The sequence below is a fragment of the Pseudomonas sp. FH1 genome, assembly GCF_000510895.2.
GTDB lineage: Bacteria > Pseudomonadota > Gammaproteobacteria > Pseudomonadales > Pseudomonadaceae > Aquipseudomonas > Aquipseudomonas azotoformans_A.
Genome location: NZ_AOHM01000113.1, coordinates 20,947 through 37,620, shown reverse-complemented (window position 1 = coordinate 37,620; position 16,674 = coordinate 20,947). Strand labels below are relative to the sequence as shown.

Annotated in this window: 12 protein-coding genes and 1 pseudogene; 3 read left to right on the top strand and 10 right to left on the bottom strand. The window is 59.1% G+C overall.

Going from position 1 to position 16,674, the window contains the following annotated elements; all coding sequences use genetic code 11:
* Window positions 1-6: 6 nt before the first annotated feature.
* Window positions 7-1,371, bottom strand: coding sequence for an APC family permease (locus H096_RS25670; protein WP_033902149.1), 1,365 nt, complete (start codon window positions 1,369-1,371; stop codon window positions 7-9).
* Between the two features lie 199 nt (window positions 1,372-1,570).
* Between H096_RS25670 and H096_RS25665 the strand changes: the two genes are divergently transcribed.
* Window positions 1,571-2,356 carry a helix-turn-helix transcriptional regulator gene (locus tag H096_RS25665; protein ID WP_033902148.1) on the top strand — a complete coding sequence of 262 codons (786 nt, stop codon included), beginning with the start codon at window positions 1,571-1,573 and terminating at the stop codon, window positions 2,354-2,356.
* Between the two features lie 69 nt (window positions 2,357-2,425).
* Here H096_RS25665 and H096_RS25660 read toward each other — a convergent pair whose 3' ends face one another.
* Genes H096_RS25660 through H096_RS25645 form a run of 4 tightly spaced genes read right to left on the bottom strand, consistent with a single transcriptional unit; the run spans window position 2,426 to window position 6,200 of the window.
* Window positions 2,426-3,505 carry a polyamine ABC transporter substrate-binding protein gene (locus H096_RS25660; RefSeq protein ID WP_033902147.1) on the bottom strand — a complete coding sequence of 360 codons (1,080 nt, stop codon included), beginning with the start codon at window positions 3,503-3,505 and terminating at the stop codon, window positions 2,426-2,428.
* A gap of 60 nt (window positions 3,506-3,565) precedes the next feature.
* The gene (locus H096_RS25655; RefSeq protein WP_033902146.1) at window positions 3,566-3,907 is read right to left on the bottom strand and encodes a cupin domain-containing protein; all 342 of its coding nucleotides are present in this window, start codon (window positions 3,905-3,907) and stop codon (window positions 3,566-3,568) included.
* Between the two features lie 27 nt (window positions 3,908-3,934).
* A complete protein-coding gene (locus tag H096_RS25650; protein WP_033902145.1) occupies window positions 3,935-5,341 on the bottom strand; it encodes an FAD-dependent oxidoreductase in 1,407 nt (468 codons plus the stop codon).
* Window positions 5,342-5,390: 49 nt separating this feature from the next.
* Window positions 5,391-6,200: a helix-turn-helix domain-containing protein gene (locus tag H096_RS25645; RefSeq protein WP_033902144.1), complete on the bottom strand. Its 810-nt coding sequence runs from the start codon at window positions 6,198-6,200 to the stop codon at window positions 5,391-5,393.
* Window positions 6,201-6,457: 257 nt separating this feature from the next.
* Here H096_RS25645 and H096_RS25640 point away from each other — a divergent pair, with 257 nt between their 5' ends.
* Entirely contained in the window at window positions 6,458-6,730 is a 273-nt protein-coding gene (locus H096_RS25640) for a DUF1652 domain-containing protein (RefSeq protein WP_014718395.1), read from the top strand.
* An 11-nt stretch (window positions 6,731-6,741) separates the two neighbouring features.
* Here the strand turns inward: H096_RS25640 and H096_RS25635 are convergent, their stop codons facing one another.
* Window positions 6,742-9,189 carry a UvrD-helicase domain-containing protein gene (locus tag H096_RS25635; RefSeq protein ID WP_033902143.1) on the bottom strand — a complete coding sequence of 816 codons (2,448 nt, stop codon included), beginning with the start codon at window positions 9,187-9,189 and terminating at the stop codon, window positions 6,742-6,744.
* 218 nt (window positions 9,190-9,407) lie between these two features.
* On the opposite strand from H096_RS25635, the gene H096_RS25630 reads away from it, so the two are divergent.
* Window positions 9,408-10,103 (top strand): pirin family protein, encoded by a 696-nt coding sequence (locus H096_RS25630; RefSeq protein ID WP_033902142.1) that lies wholly within the window; start codon window positions 9,408-9,410, stop codon window positions 10,101-10,103.
* A gap of 41 nt (window positions 10,104-10,144) precedes the next feature.
* Here H096_RS25630 and pgm read toward each other — a convergent pair whose 3' ends face one another.
* From pgm to H096_RS25610, 4 genes and pseudogenes are all read right to left on the bottom strand, one after another.
* A complete protein-coding gene (pgm, locus tag H096_RS25625) occupies window positions 10,145-11,788 on the bottom strand; it encodes a phosphoglucomutase (alpha-D-glucose-1,6-bisphosphate-dependent) (protein WP_033902141.1) in 1,644 nt (547 codons plus the stop codon).
* A gap of 106 nt (window positions 11,789-11,894) precedes the next feature.
* A pseudogene (locus tag H096_RS25620) lies at window positions 11,895-13,301 on the bottom strand (PLP-dependent aminotransferase family protein).
* Complete coding sequence (locus tag H096_RS25615; protein WP_033902140.1) at window positions 13,298-14,707, bottom strand: hypothetical protein; 1,410 nt, start codon at window positions 14,705-14,707, stop codon at window positions 13,298-13,300. The pseudogene H096_RS25620 and the gene H096_RS25615 overlap by 4 nt, the downstream one beginning before the upstream one ends.
* A gap of 706 nt (window positions 14,708-15,413) precedes the next feature.
* A complete protein-coding gene (locus tag H096_RS25610; protein WP_033902139.1) occupies window positions 15,414-16,436 on the bottom strand; it encodes a zinc-dependent alcohol dehydrogenase family protein in 1,023 nt (340 codons plus the stop codon).
* Between the last annotated feature and the right edge of the window lie 238 nt (window positions 16,437-16,674).

Sequence of the window (16,674 nt, the reverse complement as noted above, 5' to 3'; positions counted from 1 at the left end):
CACTCCTTACAATTTCTGGAAGACCGGACTCAACCGGCCACTGATGCAATACAGAATCACCGACAGCGCCAGCAAACCGATGATGATCATGATGTCGCGGATCGAAGCCGCCGCCACCAGGGTGACCAACAGATAACCCGCCCCGAGTACCGCGACCAACGCCGGCAGCGGCCACAGCGGCATGCGATAGGGATGCTCGCGATCACGCAGCAGCACCCGGCTCATCAACGCGCTCAACGCCACCACCAGGTACACCAGCATGATCAGCAACACGCTGAACGAGGTCAGGTCGGCCAGGTTGGAGCTGAAACTCAACAGCGCCGAAGGAATCGCCAGGAACAGCGTAGCCAACCAGGGCGAATCCCAGCGTGGATGAATACGCGTGAACAGTTTGTTGATGCTCGGCGTCCACAGCGCGTCGCGCCCGCTGCTGAACACCACGCGGCCGATCTGGATCACGATCGCGACAATCGCATTGAACACCGACAGGAAGATCCCGGCGCTGACCAGCCGCGACAAGGTTTCATTGCCATGGCTGGTCAACAGGTAGCCGATAGGGTCCGGGCTGCTGATCATCTCACTCAGCGATGGCGCACCGATCAACAGCGCAGTGATCGGCACCAGCTCGATGATCACCACCAGGCCGAGGGACCACAGCACCGCCTTGTGTACGCCTTTGCCGCCGCATTTCATGTCCTCGGCCAGCAACACTGCCGGGCCGTAACCATTGTAGGAAAACAGACCGATACCCACCGCGCCGATCACCAGCGCCCACGGCGCCAGGTGCAGCACGCCGTTTTCGACGATCTGCGGCTGGAACAACACACTGGCCGGTTGCACCGGGTTGCCGAAGCCGATCACCACGATCACCAGCAGCGCAGCCACTTCAAGCAGCAGGCACGTACCGGTGATCCAGGCATTGAGCTTGATATTGAGGATGCCCAAGGCGTAGCTGCACACCACGATTACCAGCGCGACGGTCTGGGAGTCGAACTTCGTGCCCAAGGCGTTATTCAGATAAGTCGCGGCGCCTGTGGCCAGCACCGGCGGGATAAACAGCAACATCACCAGCACCGTCAGGAATGTCGCATAGCCGGCCATGCCGCCAAACACGCGCTTGGCGTACACATACTCGCCCCCGGCGCTGTTGTGGGCGCGGCCCAGTTCGGCGTAGCAAAAGGCAAACATCAGCGCGAGCAAGCCTGCCATCACAAACGCCAGGAACACGCCGCTGCCGGCCTGCTGGATGGCAAAGGGCGCAATCACAAACACGGAACTGGCCGGCGTCACCGCCGACACGGTGATGGCGACCACATCAAAGACACTCAAGGTGGGTTTCAGCACGCCGTCGAGCGTGGGGGAAGTGCTCATATCGTTATCCTCTGTCGTTGTTCTTGGTGTGAGGCAGAAACGAAACGTCTGAATATCGCGGGATATATTTCCCGCTGAATAATGGCAACCATAAACAGGGCGTTCATGTCAGCCAATTCCCCTATTGGCGTACTCCCCTTGACGCCACCGGGCAAAAGCCGAACCCTTGGCCGATCTTTTGCGGGTGGGAGCCTGCCACATGAGCCTGTTTCGCGAAGTCGGCATGCACGCCGGCCTGGGCCGCACCGTCGCACACATCGGCACCGAGCATTTCTGGAAACAGTTGGTGTTGTTGCTGCACCAGTGCCTGCCGTTCGATAACGCCTTGGCGATCTTCTACCCGGTGGATGGCCCGCCCCAGGCCTTGGAAGAATACGACGCGCAGCCCAGCAGCAAACCGGCGTCGATGCTGGTGTACCTCAATGGCTTGTATTTGCTCGACCCGTTTTTCCAGGCCTGTCGCGAGGGCTATGCCAGCGGCGTGTACCGCCTGGAGGAAGTGGCACCGGATCATTTTCGCCAGAGTGAATACTTCCTCAATTACTTCCATGACAACGTGCTGGAAGACGAGGTGCAGTTCATCCTGCAATTGCCGGGCGCGGGGACGTTGTCGCTGTCGTTGGGCATGCAGCGGCGTTTCAGTTTTGATGAGACCGGGCTGATGACCACCGTGGCCGCCTGGGTATTGCCGCTGATGCAGCAGCACTGGCAGCAAAGCACCCAGCGTGCGCCGGCGATGGACAGTCAGATCAGGGACGCGTTGAGCCAGTTCGGTTGTGGTGTGCTGTCGGACCGCGAGCTGGAAATCGCCCGGTTGGTGTTGCGCGGGTTCTCGTCCAAGGCTATGGCCGAGCGGCTGAATATCTCGCCGGACACGGTGAAGGTGCACCGTCGGCATTTGTACGCCAAGCTGGATATATCGTCACAGCCAGAGTTGTTTTCGTTGTTTATCCAGTCGTTGGGGCATGATTTGGAACACCCCTGAGCCCGAGGTTGCACTCGGTTTAAATGTGGGAGCGAGCAAGCCCGCTCCCACATGAGTGATGCGTAACGTTTATTTACCGGTGCGGATGGTGTTCCACACCCGCGTACGCACCCGGTCGATATTCAATGGCATCGCCTCCAGCGCAAACAACTTGCCCATCATTTCCGGGCTCGGATACACCTTGGTATCTGCCTTGATTGCGGGCTCCACCAGGCTGTCGGCGGCTTGGTTGCCGTTGGCGTAATGCACATAGTTGGTGATGCTGGCCATCACTTCCGGGCGCAACAGGTAGTTCATGAAGGCATACCCGGCTTTTTCATCCGGGGCGTCCGCAGGCATGGCGACCATGTCGAACCAGATCGCGGCGCCTTCCTTGGGAATGTTGTAGCCGATGTTCACGCCGTTGTTGGCTTCCTTGGCACGGCTTTCCGCCTGCAGGATGTCGCCGGAGAAGCCCACCGCCACGCAGATATCGCCGTTGGCCAGGTCGGCGGTGTATTTCGAGGAGTGGAAGTACGCGACGTAAGGGCGCACTTTCATCAGCAAGTCTTCAGCCTTCTTGTAGTCCTCAGGCTTCTTGCTGTGGTGCGGCAGGCCCAGGTAGTTGAGTGCCGCTGGCAGCAGTTCCGGGCCGTTGTCCAGAATGGCCACGCCGCATTTTTGCAGCTTGGCCATGTTCTCCGGCTTGAAGATCAGGTCCCAGGAATCGACCGGCGCATTGTCGCCCAGCACCGCCTTGACCTTGTCGATGTTGTAGCCGATGCCGGTGCTGCCCCACAGGTACGGGAAACCATGGGCATTGCCCGGATCGTTGTTTTCCAGGGCCTTGAGCAGCACCGGGTTCAGGTTCTTCCAGTTGGGCAACTGGCTCTTGTCGAGCTTCTTCAACGCGCCGCCCTGGATCTGCCGGGCCATGAAATGGTTGGACGGAAACACCACGTCGTAGCCGGATTTACCGGTCATCAACTTACCGTCGAGGGTTTCGTTGCTGTCGTACACGTCGTAGGTGAAACCAATGCCGGTTTCTTTTTGGAAGTTCTTGGTGGTGTCCGGCGCAATGTAGTCCGACCAGTTGTAGATTTTCACCGTCTCAGCGGCCTGGCTGATAGAGGCCACCAACATCAAGGGCAACAGGGCAATGGCTTTCATGGTTCGATTTCCTGGCGGTTTTAGGGCTGTTTTTATGGCAGGCGATCAAGGATCAAAGCGTTACAGGATCAATACGTAGGTCTTGCGCACGGTTTCCTGGATGTCCCAGATGCCGGTGCTGTTGGCCGGCAACATCAGTGCGTCACCGGCTTGTATGTGGACGATTTCACCGCTGTCAGGGGTGAAGGTGCAGCGGCCCTGGATAAAGTGGCAAAACTCCTGGGATTTGATCTGTCGACGCCAGACACCTGGGGTGCATTCCCAGATGCCGGTTTCGACGCCATCGTTGCGCTCGACGCTCAGGGTCGAGGCCACGGCAATGGGCTCGCCCAACGGCACGGCGACGGGCGACGAGTCCGGCAGGTGGGCGTTCAGCGTGTCTTTGAATTGCGTGATGCTCATGGGGTTTTCCCGTGTGAGTGAAACGACTTAGTGCATGAAACCTTCCATGAACCCGGCCACGCCGGTCGCCAGCTTGCGGCGCCAAGGGGCGGTATTGGGGTTGGCCAACACTTGGTCTTCATGGACAAAACTGCGAATGATCGCGTTGTAGCCCAGCCAGCGGCAGGGTTCGGGCTCCCAGGGCTTGAGGGCGTCCAGGCCGCGTTCGCGGATTACCCAGGGTTGATGGGTCAGCGGCGTGTCGCGGCCGAGGATCAGGTCGGCCAGGGTGCGGCCACCCAGGTTGGTGGCGCCGACGCCCTCCCCGCCATATCCGCCGGACAGTGCGATGCCGGTCTTGTGGTCGCACAGCATGTGCGGTCGGAAATTGCGCGACATGCCCAGGTTGCCGCCCCAGGAATGGGTAATCTTCACGTGCTTGAGCTGTGGGAAAAGCTCACCGAACAGGTAGCGACGTAGCTCCACTTCGCTGTCAGTCAGATCGAAGTTGTGGCGTAGCTTTCCGGCAAACTGGTAGCCGCCACGGGCGCCGAACACCAGGCGGTTGTCCGCCGAACGCTGGCCGTAGGTCACCTGGCGACTGCTTTCGCCAAAGGCTTGGCCGTGGCTCAGGCCGATTTCATCCCAGGTGCTGGCCGGCAACGGCTCGGTGGCGACGATCAGGCTTTGCACCGGCAGTTGATAACGGCCCAGGGGCGGTAAGGTGTTGGCGTAGCCCTCCACTGCCGGCACCACCCAAGCGGCACGAACACCGGCCTTCGCCGTGCGTAGGCCGCCGGATTGCCAATGGGTCACGGGGCTGTTTTCGTAGATCGTCACGCCCATGCTCTCAACCACCCGCGCCAGGCCACGCACCAACTTGGCAGGGTTAATGGTCGCCACGTGGGGTGCATAGATACCGCCATAAGGCTTGGCGATACGAATCTGTTCAGCCAGTTGCTGCGGGCTGAGCCAGCGATAGTCGGCTTCGGTCAGGCCCTGGGCGTAGAGTTTGTCGAGGTAACTGCGCAGGCTGCCTTCCTGCTCGGGGTAGCGCGCGGCGCAGTACAACGCGCCGCCCTTGCGGTAGTCGCAGTCGATGCCTTCACGCGCCAGCACTTGGGCGACTTCATCAGGGATGGCATGCAGCAGGTCAAACGAGGCGCGGCGCTGTTCGGGGTTCAGGCCTGCCAACAAGCGGTCCTCGCCCAGCAGGTTGCCCATCAGCCAACCCCCATTGCGGCCGGAGGCGCCAAAGCCGGCGGTTTGCGCCTCGATGATCGCGATGTTCAGTTCGGGCGCCTGGCGTTTCAGGTAATACGCGGTCCACAACCCGGTATAACCGGCGCCGATGATGGCCACGTTGACGTCCAGGTCCTGCTCCAGCGATGGCCGCGCGAGCAGCGGGTCATCCAACTGGTCCATCCATAAGCTGATGTTGCGCCATGCCGGCATGCCGGGTTCCCCTACCTCGTTTCGATAGGGTGGATCCTAGAGCGCGGTGTCAGGAGCTGTCTTGCGCGCGTGCACGCAGGGAAATTTGTTTGACGTAGGCCTTGGGTGACTGGCCCGTGTGCTGACGGAATGCGCTGTAGAACGCTGACAGTGAGTTGAAACCGGCGGCAAAGGCCAGGTCGTCGACCTTTATCGGCGGTGCTGCCTTGTCCAGTGCGGCCAGCAGGTGCTGGAGCCTGGCCTGGTTGACGTAGCGATAGAAGCTTTGCCCCAGCACTTGGTTCAGCAGGTAGGAAATCTGATTACGACTGTAGCCGCACTCCTTGGAGACGCGCTGCAGGTCCAGTTCCGGGTCCAGATAAGGTTGCTTGCGTTCGAAATACTGCTGCAGGTCATTGGCCATATGCCCCAATTGCTGGGGCGACAAGCCCAAGCGGCTGACCGAAGGCCGCGCGGCCTGGATAGGTTGCTCGTGCACCAGGGAGGCGTATTCATTGACACGCCAGATCAACCCATCGCGCACCGTGATGGCTTCGCTGGTGCGGAATGACACCAGGCCGTGGCCGCCACGCAAGGTGATGCGGTACTGGATGAAGGCCGTATCACCATCGGCGCGGATGCGGTCGCTGTGCTCGATGGCTTCATCGGCCTCGCGCGGCATGCTGGCTTGCAGGTAATCACGCAGCTCGGCGTAACCGACGACACGGTTCTGGAAAAAGTCGTGGTACTGGATGTCCGGATGGTAGTAGGACATGACGCCCTCCAGATCCCGATGACGCCAACATAGGTGGTGACGCAGCACCAATTCGCGTGTGGCGTGGGACTGCTGGGGCTCATCGTCTTGGGCGATGTCGGGCATGGAAGGCTCTGCGGCGGGTAAACCCTGGAGATTGCCGAATTTTGCCGGGGCCTTCAATGGCGAATTGGCAGTTCTGACTAATGGCCTTTCGCCCAATTCCAGGTAGGACATGACCCACATCAAACTTATGAAAAACAACCGCCGAACGGGGCCAAAAAAGTCACCTTGCGTGTGCGAACGGATGCTATTTTTAAGTTCTTAGATGCCACGACCAGTGAAGGTCTTGGCCCCCTGCCGCGAGCTAAAGGAAGCGCTCAATGAACAAGGTGGGCAACATGAACAAAGTGACGTTCCCCAACGCCTGCCAGCTGATGCGCTGGCATTTTCATCCGATGGGTTTTGAGGGCAGCATGGATGCGCCTGGCAGTATGATCGCCCGATTGTTCGACCGCGCCAGCGGCGAGACGCTGATCGCCATCGCCGGCATCCCCTGCGCCACCGTGATGAATGCCGCCGATGTGGAGCGCATCATTGAGGCCGTGGAGGATGAGCTGGAGTCGTTTGTGCCGCCGGTGTCATTGCGGGCCTGAGTGATCAGCGCCTAAACGCGCTGATCATCGAAAAACGCCTTCTTGCCATCCACCCGCTCCGAGGCCCTCGGCACGTTCACGGCCTGGCCTTCAGGCTTTTCCACGTACCAGTAGCAATGGCTCACGGCGCGGGTTATGCCCACGTACGCCAGGCGCAGCACTTCGTCCCGTTGCGCATTGTCATAGGGCTCGCTGTCGCCAGCCTTGCCCAGGCCCGCCATGCGGTAGACCTGATTTTTGTACGGCGAGCTGGTGACATGCTGGCAATCCCCAAGCAGAAAAACCGCGTCTGCCTGAAGCCCCTTGGCACTGTGATAGGTCAACTGCTTCAACCTGCGCGCCTGCGGTTGCAAGCTAGAATCCACATTAACTACAGATTGAATATGCTCTTGAATCAATAGCTTATCGCTACTTTTTCGATAAAGCATCAAGATCGATTCACCCTTCTGATAGTGCTCCGACAACTGCCGCCCCAATGCCGCATCGTCGCGCTCCAACACCTTGACCGGCACCAATGTCTTGGGCGCGCCACTGGCCTTGGCCTTCTTGCCAGGAATCGCCGGTGCGGCGCGCACGATGTGCTCGGCCGCATCGATGATGTGCTGGTGGCTGCGGTAGTTCTCGCCCAGCATCACGCGGGTGGTCGACGGCGATGGGAACTCCTTGTCGAACTCCATGAAGTACTTGGGCGAACTGCCGCGCCAGCCATAGATCGACTGCCAATCATCCCCCACACACAGCAAGGATGAGCGCTGCGCGCCGCGCCCTACATGCATGGCTGGGCCACGGCTGCGGATCTCGCGCAGGCTGGCACGGATCCACGAGACGATCTGCGGCGAAACGTCCTGGAACTCGTCGATCATCAAGTGCGACAGGGGACGCAGTAGCGGATCGCTCAGCAGCTTCAAATTTTCCGGGGTGTTTTCGCCAAACAGCGAGAACATCCGGTTATAGGTCATGATCGGTGGCGATTGGTCCAGCAAGTGATCTTCCAGGGCTTTCCAGAAAATACTCAGGGCTTCGAAGAAGAAGCGGTCCGGGTCATCTTTGGCAAAGCTCATCTGCCCAACGGCGGTGGGTACGTCCAGGCCGAGGTTTTCGATGAATCCGGCGGCCATCACAAAACTGTCCAGCAGCGGCGCTGAAGCCAACTCGCCTTTGACCTTGTAATCAAAGCAGGGGCCGGCGGTGGCATCGCCGGCCAGGCTGCTTAGCAGGCGCTTTGATGATTCGTAGCTATCTAGCCATATCATAGGCTTACGACAGAAAGCTTGAAATAACGTACGCTTTACCGCCCATTCTGCGCGCACCGACAGCTTCGAGTTTGGCCGGCTGGTCTGCGCGTTTTCCCGTGAGTCGAAGCCCAGGACCACCCAGGCATCCAGCTCGGGAATGTAGCCATGGCAGTGAAATTGCGCACCGTTGATTTCCACGGTCTGGCGGTTGGGTTCAATGCCCTTGATTGGCCACGCGCCTGCGCGAAACCACAGGTCCTCGATCACATCGCAGAGTTCTTCGTCGCGTTTGGCCGCCAGTTCGGTCACAGCCACGCGTTTTTGCACGTCCGGATGATCGCGCTCCAGCTCCTTGAGCTGCAGCCCGTGGCGCGCCAGTGGCGCAATCAGCTCACGGAAACGCGGGTGCTGCCCCTGCAACCGGTGATAGCAGGCATTCATCTGCTGGCGCTGGGCGTCGTTGATACGCAGGTCAAAGGGGTTGCTGTCAGCGTCTTCAAAACCCGAATTCAGGTTCTCGAAGGCTTGCAGGCGCTCAAAGCCCGGCAGGCTGCGTACCATGGGCAGAATGCGCGAGTGAAAGGTCCGCACCACGGCTTGCGCTTCTTTCATACCAAGGGGTTGGCCCCAAAGGTTGAGAATCTCCATGAGCTTGTTGATGAAGTCCTTGCGCGATTCGCGGGTGAAGGTCACCACCGTCATCGAACTCAGCTCAAAGCCCAGGTAATGGGTGAGCAGCAAAATGCGCAGCACCAGCGACGTGGATTTACCCGCACCGGCCCCGGCGATCACGGAGGTCGAGGGCGTCTCGCTGAAAATCATCTTCCATTGCGCCGCGCTCGGCTGGGCATGAGCCGGCAGCAATCGCGCAACGTCGGCCTTCATGCGTTTCTTCAGCTCGGCGGTGAGCGGCAGGCGCCAATCATCGAACAGGCTGTCATCCACACCCGGTGCACGGTGCTCATCCGGGCGGAAGTCACGAATCAACAGCACCTGGCGACCTTCTTCGATGCCATCGGCTTTCCCTTCGCGATAGCCGTACTCCACACCCGCCTCATGCCCGCTGCGAAAACCGTCCGCCTGCCCGTGCAGCCAGGAAAACCGGTGCTGGGCGCGCAAACGGGTCAAGCCGTGGCCAAACAGGCGCGCAGCCAGGCGTTTGAATAGCGGCATGTCTGCCAAAGGGCGCAGTTCGGGAGGAAGATCAGGCTTTTGTTGCGACACGCGGACTCCTGCGATGAGCTGGGTTCAAACAAGTGCGCCATGGTCGCCGGAATCGACGCTCAGTTCCAGCCAATTGCTTTGCCGTCATGCAGTTAGGCAATGAACTGAAAGTCAAAGCGCCACTAACCAATCTAATCGACTGATAGGAATCAGGCAGTTTTTACGCTTTTTATCGATCATGAGCTGCAGGATCATAGGGCCATTCACAGGAGACGATCATGCTTGAACTTCGACCTTTCACTTCCCTGGGCGGCGCCCACCACGGCTGGCTTGACGCTCATCACCACTTTTCGTTTGCCGAGTACCACGACCCCAAGCGCATGCACTGGGGCAACCTGCGGGTGTGGAACGACGATATTATCGCGCCGGGCACCGGATTCCCGCAGCACCCACACCGCGACATGGAGATCATCACCTATGTGCGCGAAGGCGCGATCAGCCATGCCGACAACCTTGGCAATAAAGGCCGTACCGAAGCCGGTGATGTGCAAGTGATGAGCGCAGGCACCGGGATTGCCCACAGCGAGTACAACCTTGAGGACACGCCGACCAAAATCTTCCAGATCTGGATTATTCCGAACGAAGCCGGTTTGCCACCTTCCTGGGGCGCCAAGCCGTTTCCCAAGGGTGACCGGGAGGGTTTTGTGACACTGGCGAGTGGTAAGGCCGGGGACGGCGAGAGCTTGCGCATTCGTGCGGATGCACGCCTGGTGGCGGCGAACCTGAAGGCTGGGGAAAGCGCTGAATACCGGTTGGACAGCGGGCGTCGAGCTTACTTGGTGCCGGCGACCGGGGTGATTGAAATCAATGGCTTGCGTGCACAAGCTCGAGATGGTGTCGCGGTTGAAGATGAACAGGTGTTGCAGGTAACGGCAATTGAAGACAGCGAAATTGTGTTGGTCGACCTCGCCTGAATGTATGCAGGAGCTGGCTTGCCAGCTCCTGCAAGGGCTACTTATTGGCTGATAGCACCGTCTACCAGCACCTGCGCCTCTTCCACGAGTTGCTTGAGGTGATCCTCACCAATAAAGCTCTCGGCGTAGATCTTGTAGATATCCTCAGTACCGGATGGCCGTGCGGCAAACCAGCCGTTTTCAGTCATCACCTTCAACCCGCCGATCGCCTGGTCATTGCCTGGCGCATGGCTGAGGATCTGTTGGATGCTTTCACCGGCCAATTCGGTAGACGTTACCTGGTCTGGCGACAGCTTGCCCAGCAGGGCTTTCTGCGCCGGAGTAGCCTTGGCATCCACACGAATTGCAAACGGCTCGCCCAATGCGTCGGTCAGGCCACGGTAGATCTGGCTCGGATCCTGGCCTTTGCGCGAGGTCATTTCCGCGGCCAACAACGCCGGGATCAGGCCATCCTTGTCAGTGCTCCAGACAGTGCCGTCCTTGCGCAGGAACGAAGCACCGGCGCTTTCTTCGCCACCAAAGCCCAACGATCCTTCGAACAGACCATCAGCAAACCATTTGAAGCCAACCGGCACTTCATACAGACGACGGCCAATGCGCGCAGCGACGCGATCGATCAAGCCGCTGCTGACCACGGTTTTGCCGACGGCGGCGTCTGCGCGCCACTCAGGACGGTTCTGGAACAGGTAGTCGATGGACACCGCCAGGTAGTTGTTAGGCGCAAGCAAGCCACCGGACGGCGTGACGATGCCGTGGCGGTCGTGATCTGGATCGCAGGCGAACGCCACATCGAAGCGTTCCTTGAGACCAATCAGGCCCTGCATGGCGTAGCTGGAGGACGGGTCCATGCGAATCTGGCCGTCCCAGTCGACGCTCATGAAGCGGAAGGTGGAATCGACTTCGGTATTCACCACGTCCAGGTTCAGGCGGTAATGCTCGGCAATCGCCGACCAGTAGCGCACCCCTGCTCCGCCCAGCGGGTCCACGCCCAGGCGCAGGTCGGCGCTGCGGATGGCGTCCATGTCGATCACATTGACCAGGTCAGCCACGTAGCTGTTGAGGTAGTCATGGCGATGCGTGGTATCGGCCTTGAGCGCCTGGGCGTGGGTGATGCGCTTGACCCCGGCGAGTTTGTTGGCCAGCAGCTCATTGGCCTTGGCTTCGATCCACTTGGTCACGTGGGTATCGGCTGGGCCACCATTCGGCGGGTTGTACTTGTAGCCGCCACTCTGCGGCGGGTTGTGCGACGGCGTGATGACGATACCGTCCGCCAGGCCGCTGGTGCGGCCACGGTTGTAGCAGATGATGGCGTGGGAAATCGCAGGCGTCGGCGTGTATTCATCGCCTTCGGCCAGCATCACATGCACACCATTGGCAGCCAGCACTTCCAGGGCGCTGGCACCAGCAGGTGTCGACAGTGCGTGGGTGTCCAGGCCGACGAACAGCGGGCCGTTGATGCCCTGGGCTTCGCGATACAGGCAGATGGCCTGGCTGATGGCGAGTACGTGCCATTCGTTGAAGCTCAGTTCAAACGAGCTACCACGGTGCCCGGAAGTACCGAATGCCACGCGCTGGGTGGAGATTGCTGCATCAGGCTGGCCCGTGTAGTAGGCCGTGACCAGTCGCGGGATATCCACCAGCAGTTGGGCTGGCGCCGGCTTGCCCGCAAAAGGACTGATTGTCATGCATAAACCTCGGAAAGAAGGATTTGGAATAAAATGGCAGTTTACTGAGAGTTGGACTGCTGCGCGACGTTATCGATCCTACAACAGTAAGAGAAACTTCACGCGATCATCCTATCTGTGCCTTACGCAACGCTTCGCTGAGAGCCGCCAGGACAATATCCAGGTTCGGCTGCCCCTGAAAGGTATGGCTCAGGCGCAAATGCTGCTGATGCAGGCCACTGATACTGAACAGTTCGCCAGGGGCAATCACCACTTGCTGGGAGAGCAGACGCTCGAAGACCTGGCGCATATCCACGGGTCGTGTGGCGTTCAACCAGAACGCCGCGCCCGCAGCGGGTGCACGATAGGCCATTTGGTCCCCCAGATGCTGTTCCAGGCGCACGCACATTTCGTCTGCCTGCTGACGTAGCTGCAGGCGCAGCCCACGCAGGTGCTGGTCGATTCGCCCGCTGTGATAAAGACGGGCAATGGCACGCTGGCGAATCGGCGACAAGCGAAAGGAGCGCAGCAGGAAATGGCGCTGCAGTTCGCTGTTCATACGCCGAGACAGCAGGTAACCATAGGGCGCTTCCGAGCCCAGTACTTTCTCGAACGAGGAAAACACCATCAATCGCTCAGGGTTCACCAACTCGCGCAGCGCGACCTGTGGCTCGTGGAAACCCAGTTCGCCAAAGGTGTCGTTCTCCAGCAACCAGCAACCGTACTGATCCAGCATGTGCGCGATGGCCACTCGATCCTGGGGCGGCATGGAAACTCCGGCTGGCACACTGACCCTGGATGACAGCAACACCAGATGCACCGACTCGGCGCATAACAATTGATCAAGGCACACCAGATCGAGTCGCCCTTCTGGCGTCCAGGGCAACTCGATAATACGCACCCCGGCATCCTGAAGCAGGCGCAGGACCAGCCAATCACACGGCGACTCCACAATCACCGCAGCCCCCCTCAGGCCCAACACTTCGATGAGGATGTCCAATACACCGCGCAGGTCGGCGCCGATATAGACGTCATCGGCATGCCAGCAGCGGGTCGGCGACGACGTATAACGCGCCGCCAGCGCTGCACGCAGCTCCCAGACCCCGCAAGGCTGGGACTAGGGTTGAAGATATTGCGGATACTGGCGGACCAGTTCTCGCTCCAAGCGCAACAGCGTGCCATCCAGCGAAGCCAGCAGCGCAGGCTCATCGCCGCTGAGCACCACCATGCCTGGGCGCCGTGCCGCTGCGTAGAGCCGATCCAATAGGTCACCGCTGGCACCTGCCAGCGGATTTGCCGAGAGCGGCCAGGCGTAATAACCCGATTTGGCCACCGAATAGACCCGGCCCTCTTTTTCAAGCAGCGAGTAGGCATACTGGACGGTTGAAATCGACACATTCAAGCGCCCCGCCAATTGTCGCAGGGAGGGCAGTTTTACCCGTGCGTCAGTACTGACTTCGTTGATCAGGCTGATCATGTAGCGATAGACCGCCTGATACGCGAAATCTGCCTGCCGCTCGCCGCGCAGCGTCATCGTCCGGACAATTGACAGGCCTGCGCGCTGTCATGGGCCGTAGTACCGACATTGCGCAATTTGCCGCCTGCATAGCCCAGCGGACGTTTGCGATAGAGGTGTTGCAACAAAGTCATCGGCAAGCCGCTGGTGTCAGTGACCCACTGTTGCAGCATGTCGGCGGACGGCTTGCCTTGCAGGACCTTGTGCAATTCGGGCAAGGCCACCAGCATGCCTGGGTGGCATTGGCGCAAATAGCCTTCCAGGCGTTCACCGTGATGGATAAACGGCGAAAACAGCAGGCAAATCAATTGAGTCTCGTCCAAGCCAAAGAACTGCTGGGCGTAGGCGCCTGACTGGATGCGACCTTCGCGGCCCCCCACCTGCGCAAGCAGTTCATCGGGCATGCAGTGTGGGACCTGCTGGATAAAGCGCTGTACTCCCTCCTCGTAATCCAGGTCCCGCAAGCACTGGGCTTGCAGCCCACGTAGATGTGCCATAAGCCGAGGGTTGGAATACGCGGGATGACTGAAGTGAAATTCCTGCGGGTCGGGTGCGAAGGCCATGAATTCGTTGAGCATGGCCGAGGATGAAAGGTCGACATCGTCCAGCAAATCGGCAACGCCAATGTAAGCCAAGTGGCGATGACCGTTTCTGCTGGGGTTGTCACTTGCAACATAATGCTCCCCATACACATCACGGTAATACCCGTCGCTCCACTCATCCATGCGCGCGAACAAACCGGTGAGTGACGACGGCCAGCCTTGCGGTATCGCGGTACCGGCGCCCAACGCCGTGTTCTTGAGCCAGGCAAGGAACTGACTTTGCTTGCGCGGGGAGTCACCGCTCACCAGTGCGTGCACCCCACCATTCCAGGTCGTGATGCGCTGGTAGAAATCCCCCAGCGCCAGGTACGTATCACTGCACAGGGTGGCGCGGCAGTCGCCTGAACTCAAATGGCCCACCATCAACATGTTGCGCTGGCTGATTTCTCGCCCAACGCTGGAAACAGGTCGCAAGTGGTTGAAGGGCAACACTTCCTGGTTTTCCACCATCAGCAGGTCAACCCTTGGGTCATCGTGCAGAAACAGGCGACCGTAGCCCTGGTTGATGCCGTCGAGCATGCCCTCGGTCATTCCCGCATGGCGTAATGTCGCGACACGCAGTTGAAAGGTGCGGGGGGATCGACCAGCGATGGTCAATTGCGCGGCCCGCAACAAGGCCAGCGTGTAGCTACTCACTTTGCCACCGCCATGGACTACCAGCACTTTGTAGCCCCCCACTTGCTCCATGCCACCTGCCGCCACAACGATTCGCTGGACCAACAACTGGAGTGCCGTGCGCTCTTCGCGAGCGAAGTGCCCGATCAAGCGCTGTAGAACTTGCTGATAAACATAAGTCATAGCCTGTTCGTGAATAGTGCTCATCATTCTATTACCTGAGTTTGGATATTCAGTTTCAAGCAACTGCTGACAGTATTTGCTCGACCTATTACACGTGTAAGAAATTCGCGCGCAGCCTGTGCGGTTATGACTAGACACTAGCACCACGCAATAAAATGACATCAGTGCCATCGGATTGGGGGCACGCCGTGCAAACACACGCAAGCGCCGTATTTGCTGGGGCCGGGCGAACATAATCGTGATCCTAGGATCTTTCCGACAAACCCTTGCACGCATCTAACCAACTATTCTAGGAAGCGTCTTACAAATAACTGCGACCAACTTTCCAACTTGTTGCATTGCGTCTTTTCATGGGCGCATGTATTTCCCTGGCGCCCGACGTTTACCACGAGATTAGTTTCAACTACTCGCAATAGTGGTGTCGGATATTCAATCATTGCTCAGTCCTTGAGATGAAAGTGAAGGCGCAATTATCAGTGCTGGAATAATGATTAATAGATACAGAACCCTGCCGAAAACCAGTGCAGATGACTTGCGGACACTCCCTGAATCACGCGCACACGAAAACGCCGCGCTGGAATCCAGCGCGGCGTGGGGGGGAAAGTCAGGATTCAGGCGTTAAAACACCAGCCTTATCGTGGAGGAACACTACAGTTTCAGCCCTTTCAAATGGCGCATATGCCCCACAAGGTAGGAGCGAGGAATACTCATTTGAGAATATTCCTACACCCTAAACAGCCTCAACCTGCAACGCAACGCGCTCGCGGCACGGGCATTCGTCCATGTAGCGATGCGCTTCCACGAACTGATTGAACGGAAACACCGTGGTTTTCAGCGGCACCAACACGCGGTCGGCGGTCAGTTGGTTGATATCTCGCAAGGCCCGCTGCAAGGCGACCTGGTCCTGGATAATGCCCAGTTCAGGCTTGCCGGTGAAGTTACCGATACAATGCACGAAGAACTGAATGTTCTTCTGGAACGCCGCACACGCCGGGAATGGCGTCTGGTTACCGCCCTGCAAGCCATACAACACCAGGCTGCCACGGGGCGCCAGCACATCGCCGAGCAACGACATCTGCGGGCCGCCCAAACCGTCGAACACCACGTCGACGCCGCGGTTGTCGGTGAACTTGTTGATTTGCATCAGCAGGTCCTGTTCTTCAGTGACGATGACTTTCTCGGCACCAAGGGACAGCAGGTATTCACGCTCATCACTGTCTTTGGTCGCGGCAATCACCCGCACACCCAGGGCTTTGCCCAGTTGCACAAAGGATGGGCCGGCGCAGTGGCTGGCGTCAGTCACCAAGGCAAACTGCCCCGGCTTGACCCGTGCCAAGTCGACGTAGGCAAAGTAGGCAATCAACAGCGGCGTGTAGTGCACGCTCGCCTCGATAGGGCTCAAGACATCCGGGTACCGGGTCAGGGCCGAACGGGGCAGGACGATCTGTTCGCCATACACCGGGTAATCATTGGGGCTCTCGGCCGGAAAACTGGCCACTTTATCGCCCACGGTCAAATCATCCACGCCATCGCCTACGGCGACCACGACACCGGCCATCTCATGGCCAAGGCCAGACGGCAGGCGTGCATGGGAAGACGCCAGGTTCTGGCGCCACAGAATGTCATACCAGCTGATGCCAATCGCTTCGACACGCACCTGCACTTCGCCCGGTGCGGGCTGCGCGGCTGCATGCTCTTCGCATTTGAGCACCTCGGCCGGACCAAACTTGTGAAAACGGATCGTGCGGGACATCGCAAACCTCGTCAAAGTAACCTCTAATGCCATGAACTCTATCTGGGCTTTCCGGGTAAGACCACCGGTCGCCATTAATAGTCGACATGCCTGTCATTGATTCCGCATGTGAGGAATAGACCTCAGCTATCGTAGGAAAACTCAATTATCCTGTGCAGAGTACCAGCCTTTCCCCGTAAGATTCATGCCGGTCATTGTTTACATATGGCCGCTCTCGTCAAGTTTGCTGACTCTTCCA

Bases quoted from the DNA above. Each gene is read 5' to 3' on its own strand.
- H096_RS25670 (WP_033902149.1), bottom strand. From the start codon at position 1,371: ATGAGCACTTCCCCCACGCTCGACGGCGTGCTGAAACCCACCTTGAGT.
- H096_RS25665 (WP_033902148.1), top strand. From the start codon at position 1,571: ATGAGCCTGTTTCGCGAAGTCGGCATGCACGCCGGCCTGGGCCGCACC.
- H096_RS25660 (WP_033902147.1), bottom strand. From the start codon at position 3,505: ATGAAAGCCATTGCCCTGTTGCCCTTGATGTTGGTGGCCTCTATCAGC.
- H096_RS25655 (WP_033902146.1), bottom strand. From the start codon at position 3,907: ATGAGCATCACGCAATTCAAAGACACGCTGAACGCCCACCTGCCGGAC.
- H096_RS25650 (WP_033902145.1), bottom strand. From the start codon at position 5,341: ATGCCGGCATGGCGCAACATCAGCTTATGGATGGACCAGTTGGATGAC.
- H096_RS25645 (WP_033902144.1), bottom strand. From the start codon at position 6,200: ATGCCCGACATCGCCCAAGACGATGAGCCCCAGCAGTCCCACGCCACA.
- H096_RS25640 (WP_014718395.1), top strand. From the start codon at position 6,458: ATGAACAAGGTGGGCAACATGAACAAAGTGACGTTCCCCAACGCCTGC.
- H096_RS25630 (WP_033902142.1), top strand. From the start codon at position 9,408: ATGCTTGAACTTCGACCTTTCACTTCCCTGGGCGGCGCCCACCACGGC.
- pgm (WP_033902141.1), bottom strand. From the start codon at position 11,788: ATGACAATCAGTCCTTTTGCGGGCAAGCCGGCGCCAGCCCAACTGCTG.
- H096_RS25615 (WP_033902140.1), bottom strand. From the start codon at position 14,707: ATGAGCACTATTCACGAACAGGCTATGACTTATGTTTATCAGCAAGTT.
- H096_RS25610 (WP_033902139.1), bottom strand. From the start codon at position 16,436: ATGTCCCGCACGATCCGTTTTCACAAGTTTGGTCCGGCCGAGGTGCTC.